Raw genomic sequence first — 13,811 nt, 5'->3', positions numbered from 1 at the left:
TAGGTCAAATATAGTCAAACTTTATTTGAGATTGATTTTCTTACAGAGCAAGTTATTTGAAATCAATCTGATGAGCCTATATACTATATTCATAGTCAAATATAGTCAAAGTCAAAAAGATTAAAATATAAATGAGGAGGAAACAAGATGAAATGTCAAAATTGTGGTATTAACGAAGCAAATGTTAACTTAGCAATGAATTTCAATAATCAACAAATGCAAGTACATTTGTGTGACAGTTGTTTCCAAGAAATCAGAGGACAAATGATGAACTCTAACGATTTCTTTAAAGATCAAAATAGTTTTATGAATAACCAAGCTTTTAATGGTCAAGCTAATAGAAGAACAGGTACAAAAACTAAAGAAAAAACGAATCAAAGAGATGGTCTTTTAGATCAACTAGGAAACAACATCTCTGACGAAGCGAGAGCAGGTAAAATTGATCCTGTAATCGGTCGTGACATGGAAGTTAAAAGAGTTATAGAAACACTTAATAGAAGAAATAAAAACAATCCAGTCCTTATCGGGGAACCTGGTGTCGGTAAAACTGCTATAGCAGAAGGATTAGCACTTAGAATAGTAGAAGGTAATGTCCCAACTAAATTAATGGATAAAGAAATCTACGTTTTAGATGTGGCATCACTTGTTGCGAATACTTCAATGCGCGGTCAGTTTGAAGAAAGAATGAAACAATTAATTCAAGAGTTGAAAGAACGTAAAGAGGTCATTCTTTTTATCGATGAAATTCACCAAATTGTTGGTGCGGGATCAGCTGAAAGTTCACAAATGGACGCTGGTAACATCTTAAAACCAGCACTTGCACGTGGGGAACTTCAAATCATTGGTGCGACAACCTTAAAAGAGTATCGTCAAATTGAAAAAGATGCTGCACTTGAACGTCGTTTACAACCAATTATCGTTAAAGAACCAAGTCTAGAAGAGTCAGTCTTGATTTTACAAGGTATTAAAGATCGCTATGAGAAATTCCATGAAGTTTCATACTCTGATGAGGTAATTGAAGCTTTCGTAAATCTTTCCCATAGATATATTCAAGATCGTTTCTTACCAGATAAAGCAATTGACTTAATGGATGAAGTGGGTTCAAGATTAAACCTTTCAAACGCTGAAAATGACACAGAATCAATTGAAAGCAAACTTGAAAAAATTGCTAAAGAAAAAGATGAAGCAGCAGATCAAGAGGATTATGAAACAGCAGCACATCTTAAATATCAAGAATTACAATTACAAAAACAACTAGATGCAGCGTCTAATGATAACAAAGTAATGGATGTAGATGTTTCAGATATCCAATTGATTGTAGAAGAAAAAACAGGTATTCCAGTAACGAAAATTCAAGCAGAAGAACAAAATCAAATGAAACACTTAAGTTCTAACCTATCTGAAAATGTTATTGGACAAGAAGAAGCTGTAGATAAAGTTGCCAAAGCAGTTAGACGTAGTCGTGCTGGACTTAAATCTAAATATCGTCCAATTGGTTCCTTCTTATTTGTTGGACCAACTGGTGTTGGTAAAACTGAATTGACTAAAGCACTTGCTGAAGAACTATTCGGTAGCCGTGATGCGATGATTAGACTAGACATGTCTGAGTATATGGAAAAACATGCAGTCTCTAAAATTATTGGTTCACCTCCAGGCTATGTCGGTCATGAAGAAGCAGGTCAGTTGACTGAAAAAGTACGTCATAATCCTTACTCAATCTTGCTATTAGATGAGATTGAAAAAGCACACCCAGATGTTCAAAACATGTTCCTACAAATTATGGAAGATGGACAACTTACAGACTCTCATGGACGAACAGTCAGCTTTAAAGAAACAGTAATTATCATGACTAGTAATGCTGGTACAGGCGACAATAATGCTAGTGTCGGATTTAATGCTGAACAACATGAATCAGTAACTACTTTAGAAAATCTATCTAATTACTTCAAACCTGAATTCTTAAATAGATTTGATGCAATTATTAACTTCAATCAATTAACTGAAGAAAACCTTATGAAGATTACTGATTTAATGCTTGATGAGTTGTCAGAAACTCTTAAAGACAATGATATTAGTATGACAGTGACAGATGATGCGAAACGCAAATTAGTTAGCCTAGGTTATGACAAACGCTTTGGTGCAAGACCACTAAGACGTGTCATTCAAGATCGTATAGAAGATCAACTAACTGATTTAATCTTGGAAGAAGATAACTTAGAACAAGTGAAAGCACACATTAAAGACGGTGAAATCGTCGTCGTTAAAGCATAAGTATGGATACGGCCTAGAAATCTTAAATTTAGATTTCTAGGCCTTTTTTTGTTGATTTGGTTGAGGAATATTGGTGATAAGTCACATCAAATTCCATAGGATATGTTAATAATAACGTCGAATGGAAAAAAAGGGCTAAAAATTCCATTGGACATCTCAAAAACCATGTTGAATGGAAAAAAAGGGCTAAAAATTCCATTGGACATCTCAAAAACCATGTTGAATGGAAAAAAAGGGCTAAAAATTCCATTGGACATCTCAAAAACCATGTCGAATGGAAAAAAAGCGTTAAAAATTCCATTGGACATCAAAAAGCATATCGAATGGAAAAATACACTAAAAAATGACAATAATCACCACTCTCTCATTCCGCTATATCTACATACTCTGCCTGAGTCATGTTGACTAAATCATCTGGCTTCAATTCGAGCTGCAATCCTTGTTTACCTGCAGACACAATGATTGAGTCTTCAAGTTTTGCATCTACATCAAGATAGGTCGGAAATAATTTCTTCATTGCAATTGGTGAACAGCCACCTCTGACATAACCCGTTACTTTTTCTAAATCTTTTTGAGCTAACATCTCTACTTTTTTATTACCGCTCACTTTAGCGAGTTTTTTCAAATCAATTTCTCTCTTAGCTGGAATACATGCAACAAGATGACCTGTCTGATTGCCTACAGCAACTAGTGTCTTATAAATGTTAGAAGGTAAGCGGCTAAGATCAACTTGTTTTTCCTCATGTTGATCTTTCCATGGACGCTCGTGAATCACGTATTCAATCTTTTTATCCTCAAGCATTCTCATCGCATTTGTTTTTGGTACTTTATGTTTTTTCATCTTGTCCTCCTTAAGTTTTCTCATCATAGCTTAGAAAAGAATATATTAGTATAATATATATAACACATGATGGAGGAATTTGATGTTTTTAAAATCTGAAGATGATGAAAGAAATACACATAAAAAGAAGTTTCATTTTGATGGAATCAAGGTTGTTATCGGCTTTGTAGTAGGTTTTGTGACACCGGAAATTGCTAGGTTTTTAAACGAAAGAGTGATTGAAAACGAGACTTTATTGAATATCAGTAATGTGTCTCAAATCGGTTTGGCGTTTGTCTTTGCTTTGATCATGTTATTTGTAACCTTTAGGGTTGAGTTTGTTGATGAAGAAGAACAGGAGAAAAAACAGCAAACCGGTGAGCAAAATGAAATTACGGATAAGCTTTCTGAATATCATCGAGCAAAAGAAAAAGGTCAAAAAGAGAAGATGAAAGTGATTGAAAAGTGGTTAAAAGAACATGGTGTCACTTTAAAAAAGAAATAGTATGATAAAAAGTCTGTAGATTAAATGATCTACAGACTATATTTATGTTAAAAAGTCACATTTTACGATTTATCTTGTTATTTTCTAACATAAATCACTTTACTTTGTGAAAACAGAACAATATAATAAGGCCAAGGTGATGGAAATGAAATCAAAAAGACAGCAATATATTTTAAACCGAGTTGCAGAAAATAATGAATTAACTATTGAAATGTTAGCTGGGGAACTAGATGTTTCCGAGATGACAGTTCGTCGTGATTTAAAAGAGCTTGAGGAGAAAGAACAAGTGATTAGAACTTCTAATGCAATATTGCTGAAAGATTCATTTTTAAATGAAGTACCATTTGTCAAAAAACAACTCGTTAACATAGAAGAAAAACGCTTAATCGCAAAAAAAGCGCTGAATTATATTCATGATAAAGAGACGATTTTACTTGATGCAGGTACAACAACACTTGAGATCTGTAAATTACTCAAAACAAAAGATTTTAAAGTAAGAATTGTAACGAATGATATTAAAGCTGCTGCTGAGTTAATAGACAGTCAGCATGAAGTCATTATTTTAGGTGGGACTGTCCAACAAAACGTTGGTTCCATGTACGGGACACAAACAGTCGACATGCTAGAAAATATTAAAGTAAATGTCTCATTTGTTGGGACTCAAGCAATGGATATTGATGAAGGTATTTTTGCACCGACCATTGAAAAAGCTAAGGTAAAGCGTCTAATGATGCAGTGTGGACATAGTGCCTATTTAGTTGTTGATTCTAGTAAGTTGAATCATACTGCCTTCAGTAAAATTTGCGAACTAGAAGATTTTACCGGCATTATTACTGACGATCATTTTGATGAAAAAACTGTCGCTTTATTAGAAGAAAAGACGACGGTTATTTAAGGAGGCAGTTCAAGTGAAAGTGGGAATTATTGCGGATGACTTAACCGGAGCAAATGCAACGGGCGTCCGCTTAAGTGAAAATGGCTTCCACCCTGCAACATATTTTCATTATAACGACTTACTTGAAGATGAAAATACGGATGTCATTATCATTGATACAGACAGTCGATATGCATCTGAAAAAGTTTTAGATCACCGTGTAGGTGGAGCTTTAACTAAGCTAAAGGGCTGGGGTGCGGACTTATTAGCAAAACGTGTAGATTCAACTCTTAGAGGTAATGTTGGAAAAGAAATAGATTTGATACTTCAAGCAGTCGATGAGAATGCTGTGGCAGTTGTCGTTCCTTCATTTCCTGATTCTGCACGCATCACAGTTGGAGGTTACTTAATCGTTGATAGCTTACCTTTACATAGAACAGATGCAGCTAATGACCCGATTACACCTATTACATCATCTTATGTGCCTGGAATAATCTCCAGTCAAACAAATCATCAAGTTGGCGTTATGACAATTAATGATATGACTGAAGATTGTCAGACTTTTTTGGAACACTTTAAACATCTTGTAGACCAAGGTAACAAGGTGATCGTACTAGATGCAGTAACCAATAGAGATATTGAGTTCATTGCTGAGGCACTCAGTCAGTATCAAGAGCATCAATTAGTGCCTGTTGATCCAGGACCATTTACTTCGCTTTATGCAAAATATAAAGCAAACCAAGTGAGTGATGATAAAAAAATTCTTGTGACTGTAGGTTCAGCAACGAAAGTGTCAGAACAACAGCTCGTTTACTTAATCGATCGCTTAAAGATTAAGCCAGTTATTCCTAACATTAAAAAATTAGCAAGTTTTGGGGGAGCTTGGCACGATGAGATCGACAAGGCTGTGAAGAAAGCTAAAAGACGGATGGACAAAAACGAGGTCACTGTCATCACAACTAATGAGGAAAATTTAGTCCTCATCGACATCAAGCAAATCGCAGCAGATAACGATGTGACACCAGACCGAGTGGCTAAGAGAATTACAGACGGACTTGCAACTATTACAAAACGACTCATTGATGAGTCAGGTCATGACATTAAAGGTTGTTATGTCAGTGGTGGTGATGTGACCGCATCCTTAGCAAGTATCACGCTTGCTAGTGGCATTCGTTTAATAGATGAAGTGGGTCCACTCATCGCCTATGGTCATTTACTCGGAGGTAAGTATGAAGGGCTTCCTTTAATTACCAAAGGCGGCATGATTGGTCAAAGAGAAACATTATATGAAGCAATACAATATTTAAAATCGAAATAAGAGGAGAGAGTTAAATGTCAAAAGCAATTATTGCAGTACCAATGGGTGATCCAGCAGGAATCGGTCCAGAAATTACAGTAAAATCATTTTTAAATCCAGAGGTCCTAGAAGCAGGGAATTCTATTGTCATCGGAGATAATGATGTTTTAGAGAAAGCTTTAGAAATCACTCAAACTGATTTAGAGATAAAAGTCATTAAAGATGTCGAAGAAGCGGACTTCTCTAAAAATATCATTAATCTAATTGATTTAGATAATGTGGATATGACTAGTTTTGAATATGGTCAGGTACAAGCACAATGTGGTAAGGCTGCCTTTGAGTACATTGAATACGCAATTAAATTAGCAATGGATAACAAAGTAGATGCACTTGCAACAACTCCAATTAACAAGGAATCATTAAAAGCAGCAGAAGTACCATACATTGGTCACACTGAAATGTTAGAAGAACTAACTAATTCACATGATCCTTTAACAATGTTCCAAGTAAGAAGCCTACGTATTTTCTTCTTAACTAGACATTTATCGATTAAAGAAGCAATTGATCAAATGACTAAGGAACGTGTTCATGATTACATCAAGCGTTCATATGACGCCTTGATTAAACTCGGTGTTAAAGAACCTAAGCTTGCTGTTGCAGGATTAAATCCTCACTCTGGTGAAGGTGGTCTCTTTGGACACGAAGAAATCGATGAAATTACACCAGGAATCAAACTTGCACAAGAAGAAAACTATGATGTTGTCGGTCCAGTTCCAGCAGATTCAGTCTTTTTCCAAGCTTTAAATGGTCGTTATGATGCAGTAATTTCTCTTTACCATGACCAAGGGCATATCGCAGCTAAGATGACAGATTTCCATAAGACAATTTCAATTACAAATGGTCTTCCATTCCTAAGAAGTTCAGTCGACCACGGTACAGCTTTTGATATTGCAGGACAAAATATTGCATCTAGTGAAAGTATGGAAGAATGTATCAAACTAGCAGGAGAATACGCTTTAACATTCAGATCATAAAAAAGGGCGGGAACACCGCCCTATAAATTTACATAGAATGTAAACGTTTTTTATTGGAGGATAAATAAATGGCAGATGTATCTACAACCCAGATGATTGTTGGTTTACTAATCGGAATTTCACTCCTAATTTTTCTAGTCTTAAAAACCCGTATCCATGTGTTCGTTGCTCTTTTAATCGCATCAGTTGTGACAGGTATACTTGGCGGTATGACGCCGACAGACACTGTTGAGACAATATCAGCAGGTTTTGGTACGACTTTAGCTTCGATTGGGATTATTATTGGACTCGGAATTATGATGGGTAAAATCATGGAAATTTCCGGTGCAGCAGAAAAACTTGCCTACACAATGATCAGATTCATTGGACGTAAAAAGGAAGAATGGGCAATTGCCATAGCAGGTTACATAGTCGCAATCCCGATTTTTGTTGACTCAGCTTTTGTTATTTTACACCCTTTAGTTAAGGCTCTTTCTCGTCAAACAGGAAAGTCAGTTGTCACTTTAGGTGTTGCCTTAGCAATTGGTTTAGCTGCAACCCACCACGCCGTTCCGCCAACACCAGGACCACTAGGTGTTGCTGGGATATTTGGGGCCGATGTTGGTATGATGGTGATTCTTGGTTTAATTGTGTCGATACCAGTGATTATTGTTGGTGTCCTATATGCGAAATGGTTAGGTAAAAGAATATACCAACTTCCAGAAGAAGATGGTGAAGGATATTACAGACCAACAGCCAAAGAAGCATTTAAAGAATTTGAAGATGCAGTGAGTGTACGCGATAAAGAACTACCATCATTTATGAGATCATTCTTACCAATCTTAATTCCTTTAATTTTAATATTTGGGAATACTGGTATGAACGCGCTAGTAGAGAGTGGTGTTTTATCGCTTTCTGAAACTGTACTAAATTACATTACCTTTTTAGGAAATCCGATTGTCGCTGTTGGACTTGGTCTAATATATGCTTTGGTATTCTTAACTAAAGGCTATTCAAAAGATGACACATTGGAAGAACTTGAAAATGGTATAAAAACAGCTGGGATTATTCTGCTAGTCACTGGTGCAGGTGGCGCTTTAGGTGAAGTGCTTCGTGTCAGTGGAACAGGTGAAGTAATTGCAGAATACGTTGCAACTTGGAGTGTACCAGCTATACTTATTCCTTTCTTTATAGCAACCTTCGTTAGACTTGTTCAAGGAAGTGGGACAGTTGCTATGATTACAGCTGCTTCAATTGCGGCACCGATCGTTTCAAACATGGGACTTGATCCAGTATTAGCTGCTCAAGCTGCTGCTTTTGGTGCCATGGTATTCTCATACTTTAATGACAGTCTATTCTGGGTGGTTAACAGAATGCTTGGCATTAAAAAAATCAAAGAGCAAATTATGGTTTGGTCTGTTCCGACAACCTTGGGCTGGTTAACAGCTGGAATTACCTTAGTATTGATAGATTTAATATTCTATTGATTATTACTCTTGTATTACAGAAATTCTCAGCAACTTATTAAGTGTCAATTTTGCAACCTTCAATCCCAATAGTATCAAGGGATTGAAGGTTTTAATCATTATTTAAGTAAAAAGTGAATATGACATCGTTAAACTGGATGGTTCAAGCACTTTTCACTTATATTACAAGTCAATTACAATCACCAATTTCATGGATAGCTGTGCTATAGTAATACTCGTGGAAAAGATGAGTTATGCATCAAATACATATTCCGAAATTATGGAGGAAAAAATATAATGAAAAAAACTATTATCTCTGCGGCATCTCTAACAGCTTTATCAGCAGTAGCTGCAGCTAACATATCAGCATCAGAAATCACAGTAGATTCAGGAGATACGCTTTGGAGTCTTTCTTCAGAAGCAGGTAAAACAGTTGAGGAAGTAAAATCACTTAATAACTTAACTTCAGACCTTATCTTCCCTGGAGATGTTCTTAAAATTGATGGAGAAGTGAAAAACGCTCCAGCACCTACAGAAGAAACTAAAGAAGTTGCAACGGATGCGACTACATACACAATCGAAGCAGGCGATACTTTATTCTCTATCGCTAACCAATTCAACGTTACAGTAAGTGACCTACAAGAATGGAACAACTTATCAACAGATCTAATCTTCGTTGGTAAAACAATTTCAGTTGCAGGTGACCAAGGTCAAGCTGAAGCAGCACCTGCAGTAGAAGAAACAACTGAAGTTGAAGAAGTACAAGAAGCTCCTGCTGTTGGGGAAGTAGAAGAAGTTGAAGAGGTAGAAGAAGTTCAAGAAGTTGAAGCGGCTCCTGCTGTTGAAGAAGTAGAAGAAACAGAAGAAGTTGATCAACCAAATGCAGCTCCAGCAGCTGAACCACAAGTTTCTGGTGGTAACGCAGCATCAATTGCACAATCACTAGCAGCTGGTAAGAGCTATGTATATGGTGGAAACTCTGCAACAGCAGTAGACTGTTCAGCATTCACACAACAGTTCATGAAGGCATTCAACGGTAAAGATATTCCTAGAACGACTTACGGTCAACAAGCAGCTGGTACACAAGTATCTAGCCCACAACCTGGAGATCTAGTATTCTTCAATAACTACTCACACGTTGGTGTTTACATTGGTAACGGACAAATGGTAGATGCACTTAACCCATCAGAAGGCGTTGGACAGCGTGCAGTATCATACGTACACGGTCACGTTGACGGTTACTACAGATTCTAATATAAATATGATATAGAGAAAGGCTTGAATCTTATGATTCAAGCCTTTTTTTGATTACTGATATCTATTTTCTTTGAATTTTAAACCGAGTTCATCACGGAGTGTCTGACCACTGTAGTCAGTCTCATAGTATCCACGTTCGACTAAAATTGGTATCACTTTATCAATAAAGTCTTCAAATATTTGACCGAAGACATGTGGGATTAAGACGAAACCGTCTGCTGCATCGTTATCAATCCACTCAATAATTTGAACAGCAATTTCTTCATATGTACCCATAAAGGCACTTTCTCTAGTCGTTTCTTCCATAGCGACTTGTCTAAGCGTTAAATTGTTTTCTTTGGCGCGCTTTTTAATTTCATCTGTAGTAGATCTAAAGCTGTTCTTGCCAACATCTCCAAGTTCTGGGAAGGTGGCATCAACATCGTATTGACTGAAGTCATGGTGATCGAAATAGCGGCCTAAATAGGCGAGGGCTTCATCAATCGTCACTAGATTTTTAAGATATTCATAGCGAGAACGAACTTCTTCTTGATCTTTACCAACAATAGGCTGAAGGGTAGGAAAGACTTTAATATCTTCAGGCTTTCTACCACTGTCGATTGCTTTTTGTTTTAAGTCTCTATATGTTTCTTTGGCATGTTCTAAAGTGCTCGCATTGGTAAACACAGCATCTGCGTGGCGGGCTGCGAATCGAGAGCCTTTAGGTGAGGCACCAGCTTGAAAGATAATGGGTTGACCTTGTGGTGAGCGCTCTATATTTAAAGGACCTGCAATATTGAAAAAGTCCCCTTGGAAGTTTAATTCGTGCATCTTTTCTTTATTGAAATACTGACCACTTTCTTTATCACGAGTGAACGCATCATCTTCATATGAATCCCATAGTCCTTGAACGACTTGAAGGTGTTCATCTGCAATGTCGTAGCGAAGGCTGTGTTCAGGGTGTTTATCCTTACTAAAATTTTTAGCACTGCCTTCTAGTGGTGAAGTGACAACATTCCAACCAGCGCGTCCGCCTGATACATGGTCAATCGACATAAGTTGACGTGCAATAGTGTAAGGTTCACTGTAAGAGGTTGATACTGTACCCACTAAACCAATCTTAGATGTGATTGGAGCTAAAGCTGCTAAGAGAGTTAGGGGTTCAAAGCGACTGAGAAAATGTGGAATAGATTTATCATTAATATATAAGCCATCAGCTACAAATAAAAATGAGAAGGCAGCATCTTCAGCTTTTTTACTTACACTTTTTAAGAAATCAAAATTGATACTTGCATCTTCTGGCACATCTTCACTTCTCCAGGCATTCATATGGCCACCTGGTCCATTTAACATAACTCCGAATTTTACTTTTTTAGTCATTATATTTCCGCCTTTTCTTTATTTTGTGTATGAATTGGCGCAAGTGCTTCTACAGTTTTCTCACGTATGGTGTGATCATTCGTTGGTAAGTGGAACATAAATTCATCGATTCCAATCTCTATAGAAATTTCCTCGAGTTCTCTTAGTATTTCTTCAGCACTTCCAATAATCATGTGTGGCTCTTGTTTGTTCACTTCAAATTTTTCAGCTGAAGTTTTTACAAAGTCGTTCACTTGCTCTTTGTTAACCACTCTTAGAGATTTACCATTTTCAAATGTAATTACATATAATTCATTTTCTTTTATCAGTTGAAGCTTTTCTTCTTCACTTTCAGCAACTAAAACAGATAAGGCGACAATGACTTTACCGTTAGGATTTGTTTCCTTATACACTTTAGCTACTTCTTTTAAGAGTGATGGGTCATTTTTGATAAAATGAGCAAAGATAAAATTCACATCATTCTTAGCTGCAAATTCAGCTGATGTGGGACTACTACCAAGTAAATACATGGTTGGCCTTGATGACTCTGTATCTAGAGAAATCTTTAAGTGTTCTCGATTGTTGTGAGTGCCATCAATATATGATTTTAGTTTTAAAAATCGGTCATTAAAAGAATCAATATCATCTCTTAGTTCATGTTGCAAAGCTTCTGTTGCAAGTGGTGTACCACCAGGCGCCTTGCCGACTCCTAAATCCACACGGCCAGGTGCTAGATGGCTAATTAATTGGAATTGTTCAGCCACATGGAAAGGATTATGGTGGGACAGCATAACACCGCCCGCACCAATATTTATATTTTTAGTGTGATTTAATAAATGGGTTACTAAAACTTCTGGAGACGTACCAATCACATGTTCCATATTATGATGCTCTGAAACGAAGTATCTTGTATAGCCAAGTTCATCAGCCATTTTAGCGAGTTTCGTTGTGTGCTGAAGTGATTCTTCTACAGTGTGATTAATGAGTAAAGGACTTTGATTTAATAGGCTAAACTGCATGAAATTCTCCTTCTATCTATGTATTTTACTATCCTACTTGGAAACTATGAATTAAAAGTAATGATATCATGTTTTTAGAATTATTCAACAATTATTTCCTACTTAACTAGTATGATTAGCTATTAAAAAAACAGCCATCCAGAGGATGACTGTTCCTTTATCCTTTATGACTAAGCATTGGTTCTGTTTTACTAAAATCAGACTGCTTTAATTCTTCAATACGTTCTCTAACAAACTCATTAGATAAATTATGCTCAACGATGTAACGATTTCTTGAGTGCTCTGCACATTCCATAGAACAACCGCCTAAGTGATATGCTTGATTCTCTTCTGAAGCAAGAATTTGCGCATTACATTCAGGGTTAGCACAATTGATATAACGTTCGCAAGGTGTGCCGTCATAGTGATCTTTACCAACTACAACATGTTCTACTTGGTTGATAGGAACTGTTAATCTTTCATCAAATACATACATTTGACCGTCCCATAACTGACCTTTAGCAACAGGGTCTTTAGAATAAGTCGCAACCCCTCCATGGAGTTGTGCAACATTATCAAAGCCTTCTTCTTTTAACCAGCCTGAGAACTTCTCACAGCGGATTCCACCTGTACAATAAGTTAAGATCTTTTTACCTTCAAATAGATGTCTGTTATTTCTAACCCATTCCGGTGTGTCTCTGAAAGTTTCTACTTCCGGCTTAATCGCACCACGGAAATGGCCAACATCATATTCGTATATATTTCTAACGTCTAAGACGACTGTATCTTCTCTTTGCATTTGTTCATAAAATTCTTCGGGAGATAAATATTCTCCAGTTTGATTACGTGGATCAATGTCCTTATCCAAACTCAAGTTAACGAGTTCTGGGCGAGGACGGACAAACATTTTCTTAAATGCATGACTGTCAGCTTCATCAATTTTAAAGACCATGTCTTTAAATAAAGGATGAGCTTTCATGTATTCCATGTAACGCTCAGTTTGCTCATAATCTCCTGAGACCGTTCCATTGATACCTTCAGTAGCAACTAGAATACGACCTTTAAGTCCTAAATCTTTACAAAAGCGTAAGTGCTCAGCGGCAAATGTTTCTGGATCTTCTACGTCTACGTAGTGATAATAAAGTAAAACACGATATTTCATTGTCAATTTTCCACCTATCATAAATATAATTGCAGGTTACACCTGATAGTTTTACGTACCATATTGTAACAGATTTAGGCTCGGTTTTGTTAAGTAAATTGTGTTAATATTTATAATAATGAGGAGTGAGGATATGGAAGTCAAAATTTACGTGGATATTGCTTGCCCGTTTTGCTATATTGGTAAGAAAAATTTAGAAGAAGCACTTAGTAATTTTAAGACAGATGAAGAAATACATCTTAATTATTTAAGTTATGAATTGGATAATCAAAGAGCTAAAGAACCAAAAGATAATATTTATGACTACTTAGCAGAAAAAAATGAACAACCACTCGATGAAATTCACGATATGGTAGACCGTATTGTTGCAGAAGGACAAAAGGTCAACATTGAATTTAATATGGATAAAGTCATTCCTGCCAATACGAGAGATGCGCACCGTCTATTAAAACTTGCTAAGGAAAAAGGTAAAGGTGAAGAAATTTTAGAATTACTCTACCAAGCCTACTTCAGCCAAGGTAAAAACATTTCTGACCATCAAGTATTAGAAGACCTTGCCCTTAGTGGAGGACTAGAAAAAGAAGATGTTAGAGAGCTCTTAGAGGATCCTTCTATTAATTTAGAAGAAGTGATCGGAGATTTCAATTTAGCTAAGGTCAACAAGATAAAAACCTTACCTTACTATATCTTTGATGATACTTTTGCTATCGCAGGTGCACGTGAAGCGAAGCACTATACGATTGCTTTAAATAAAACACTTAAAAATAAATAAAAGGACACCCAGGAAGTGATTTCCTGGGTGCTCATCCA

12 protein-coding genes are annotated in these 13,811 nt (G+C 36.5%); 8 read left to right on the top strand and 4 right to left on the bottom strand.

Translation table 11 applies throughout. From position 1 onward, the window contains the following. Positions 1 to 147: 147 nt before the first annotated feature. Positions 148 to 2,271 carry an ATP-dependent Clp protease ATP-binding subunit gene (locus tag JEOSCH030_RS10050; protein WP_185126504.1) on the top strand — a complete coding sequence of 708 codons (2,124 nt, stop codon included), beginning with the start codon at positions 148 to 150 and terminating at the stop codon, positions 2,269 to 2,271. A 364-nt stretch (positions 2,272 to 2,635) separates the two neighbouring features. Here the strand turns inward: JEOSCH030_RS10050 and ybaK are convergent, their stop codons facing one another. Further along, complete coding sequence (ybaK, locus tag JEOSCH030_RS10045; protein WP_185126503.1) at positions 2,636 to 3,112, bottom strand: Cys-tRNA(Pro) deacylase; 477 nt, start codon at positions 3,110 to 3,112, stop codon at positions 2,636 to 2,638. 82 nt (positions 3,113 to 3,194) lie between these two features. Here ybaK and JEOSCH030_RS10040 point away from each other — a divergent pair, with 82 nt between their 5' ends. From JEOSCH030_RS10040 to JEOSCH030_RS10015, 6 genes are all read left to right on the top strand, one after another. Next, positions 3,195 to 3,596, top strand: a complete 402-nt coding sequence (locus tag JEOSCH030_RS10040; RefSeq protein ID WP_185126502.1) for a hypothetical protein — start codon at positions 3,195 to 3,197, stop codon at positions 3,594 to 3,596. 145 nt (positions 3,597 to 3,741) lie between these two features. Beyond that, positions 3,742 to 4,491 carry a DeoR/GlpR family DNA-binding transcription regulator gene (locus tag JEOSCH030_RS10035; protein WP_185126501.1) on the top strand — a complete coding sequence of 250 codons (750 nt, stop codon included), beginning with the start codon at positions 3,742 to 3,744 and terminating at the stop codon, positions 4,489 to 4,491. Positions 4,492 to 4,504: 13 nt separating this feature from the next. Next, the gene (locus JEOSCH030_RS10030) at positions 4,505 to 5,788 is read left to right on the top strand and encodes a four-carbon acid sugar kinase family protein (protein ID WP_185126500.1); all 1,284 of its coding nucleotides are present in this window, start codon (positions 4,505 to 4,507) and stop codon (positions 5,786 to 5,788) included. 14 nt (positions 5,789 to 5,802) lie between these two features. Further along, positions 5,803 to 6,801, top strand: a complete 999-nt coding sequence (pdxA, locus tag JEOSCH030_RS10025) for a 4-hydroxythreonine-4-phosphate dehydrogenase PdxA (protein ID WP_185126499.1) — start codon at positions 5,803 to 5,805, stop codon at positions 6,799 to 6,801. A 68-nt stretch (positions 6,802 to 6,869) separates the two neighbouring features. Further along, positions 6,870 to 8,267, top strand: coding sequence for a GntP family permease (locus JEOSCH030_RS10020; protein WP_185126498.1), 1,398 nt, complete (start codon positions 6,870 to 6,872; stop codon positions 8,265 to 8,267). Positions 8,268 to 8,543: 276 nt separating this feature from the next. Then, positions 8,544 to 9,500 carry a LysM peptidoglycan-binding domain-containing protein gene (locus JEOSCH030_RS10015; protein WP_185126497.1) on the top strand — a complete coding sequence of 319 codons (957 nt, stop codon included), beginning with the start codon at positions 8,544 to 8,546 and terminating at the stop codon, positions 9,498 to 9,500. 54 nt (positions 9,501 to 9,554) lie between these two features. Here the strand turns inward: JEOSCH030_RS10015 and JEOSCH030_RS10010 are convergent, their stop codons facing one another. The 3 genes from JEOSCH030_RS10010 to trhO all read right to left on the bottom strand — a co-directional run bounded on the left by JEOSCH030_RS10010 (position 9,555) and on the right by trhO (position 13,001). Continuing rightward, entirely contained in the window at positions 9,555 to 10,862 is a 1,308-nt protein-coding gene (locus tag JEOSCH030_RS10010) for an LLM class flavin-dependent oxidoreductase (RefSeq protein ID WP_185126496.1), read from the bottom strand. After that, positions 10,862 to 11,860, bottom strand: a complete 999-nt coding sequence (locus tag JEOSCH030_RS10005; protein ID WP_185126495.1) for an MsnO8 family LLM class oxidoreductase — start codon at positions 11,858 to 11,860, stop codon at positions 10,862 to 10,864. Before JEOSCH030_RS10005 ends, JEOSCH030_RS10010 begins: the two co-directional genes overlap by 1 nt. Before the next feature lie 157 nt (positions 11,861 to 12,017). Next, entirely contained in the window at positions 12,018 to 13,001 is a 984-nt protein-coding gene (trhO, locus tag JEOSCH030_RS10000; RefSeq protein ID WP_185126494.1) for an oxygen-dependent tRNA uridine(34) hydroxylase TrhO, read from the bottom strand. 133 nt (positions 13,002 to 13,134) lie between these two features. Here trhO and JEOSCH030_RS09995 point away from each other — a divergent pair, with 133 nt between their 5' ends. After that, positions 13,135 to 13,773, top strand: a complete 639-nt coding sequence (locus tag JEOSCH030_RS09995) for a DsbA family oxidoreductase (RefSeq protein ID WP_185126493.1) — start codon at positions 13,135 to 13,137, stop codon at positions 13,771 to 13,773. The last annotated feature ends 38 nt before the right edge of the window (positions 13,774 to 13,811 follow it).

The organism is Jeotgalicoccus meleagridis (genome assembly GCF_903994045.1).
GTDB lineage: Bacteria > Bacillota > Bacilli > Staphylococcales > Salinicoccaceae > Jeotgalicoccus > Jeotgalicoccus meleagridis.
Note: the sequence above shows the minus strand (reverse complement) of the source record. Positions and strands in the feature narration are given on the sequence as shown.

Coding starts and splice junctions, on each gene's coding strand:
- JEOSCH030_RS10050 (WP_185126504.1), top strand. CDS start 148: ATGAAATGTCAAAATTGTGGTATTAACGAAGCAAATGTTAACTTAGCA.
- ybaK (WP_185126503.1), bottom strand. CDS start 3,112: ATGAAAAAACATAAAGTACCAAAAACAAATGCGATGAGAATGCTTGAG.
- JEOSCH030_RS10040 (WP_185126502.1), top strand. CDS start 3,195: ATGTTTTTAAAATCTGAAGATGATGAAAGAAATACACATAAAAAGAAG.
- JEOSCH030_RS10035 (WP_185126501.1), top strand. CDS start 3,742: ATGAAATCAAAAAGACAGCAATATATTTTAAACCGAGTTGCAGAAAAT.
- pdxA (WP_185126499.1), top strand. CDS start 5,803: ATGTCAAAAGCAATTATTGCAGTACCAATGGGTGATCCAGCAGGAATC.
- JEOSCH030_RS10020 (WP_185126498.1), top strand. CDS start 6,870: ATGGCAGATGTATCTACAACCCAGATGATTGTTGGTTTACTAATCGGA.
- JEOSCH030_RS10015 (WP_185126497.1), top strand. CDS start 8,544: ATGAAAAAAACTATTATCTCTGCGGCATCTCTAACAGCTTTATCAGCA.
- JEOSCH030_RS10010 (WP_185126496.1), bottom strand. CDS start 10,862: ATGACTAAAAAAGTAAAATTCGGAGTTATGTTAAATGGACCAGGTGGC.
- JEOSCH030_RS10005 (WP_185126495.1), bottom strand. CDS start 11,860: ATGCAGTTTAGCCTATTAAATCAAAGTCCTTTACTCATTAATCACACT.
- trhO (WP_185126494.1), bottom strand. CDS start 13,001: ATGAAATATCGTGTTTTACTTTATTATCACTACGTAGACGTAGAAGAT.
- JEOSCH030_RS09995 (WP_185126493.1), top strand. CDS start 13,135: ATGGAAGTCAAAATTTACGTGGATATTGCTTGCCCGTTTTGCTATATT.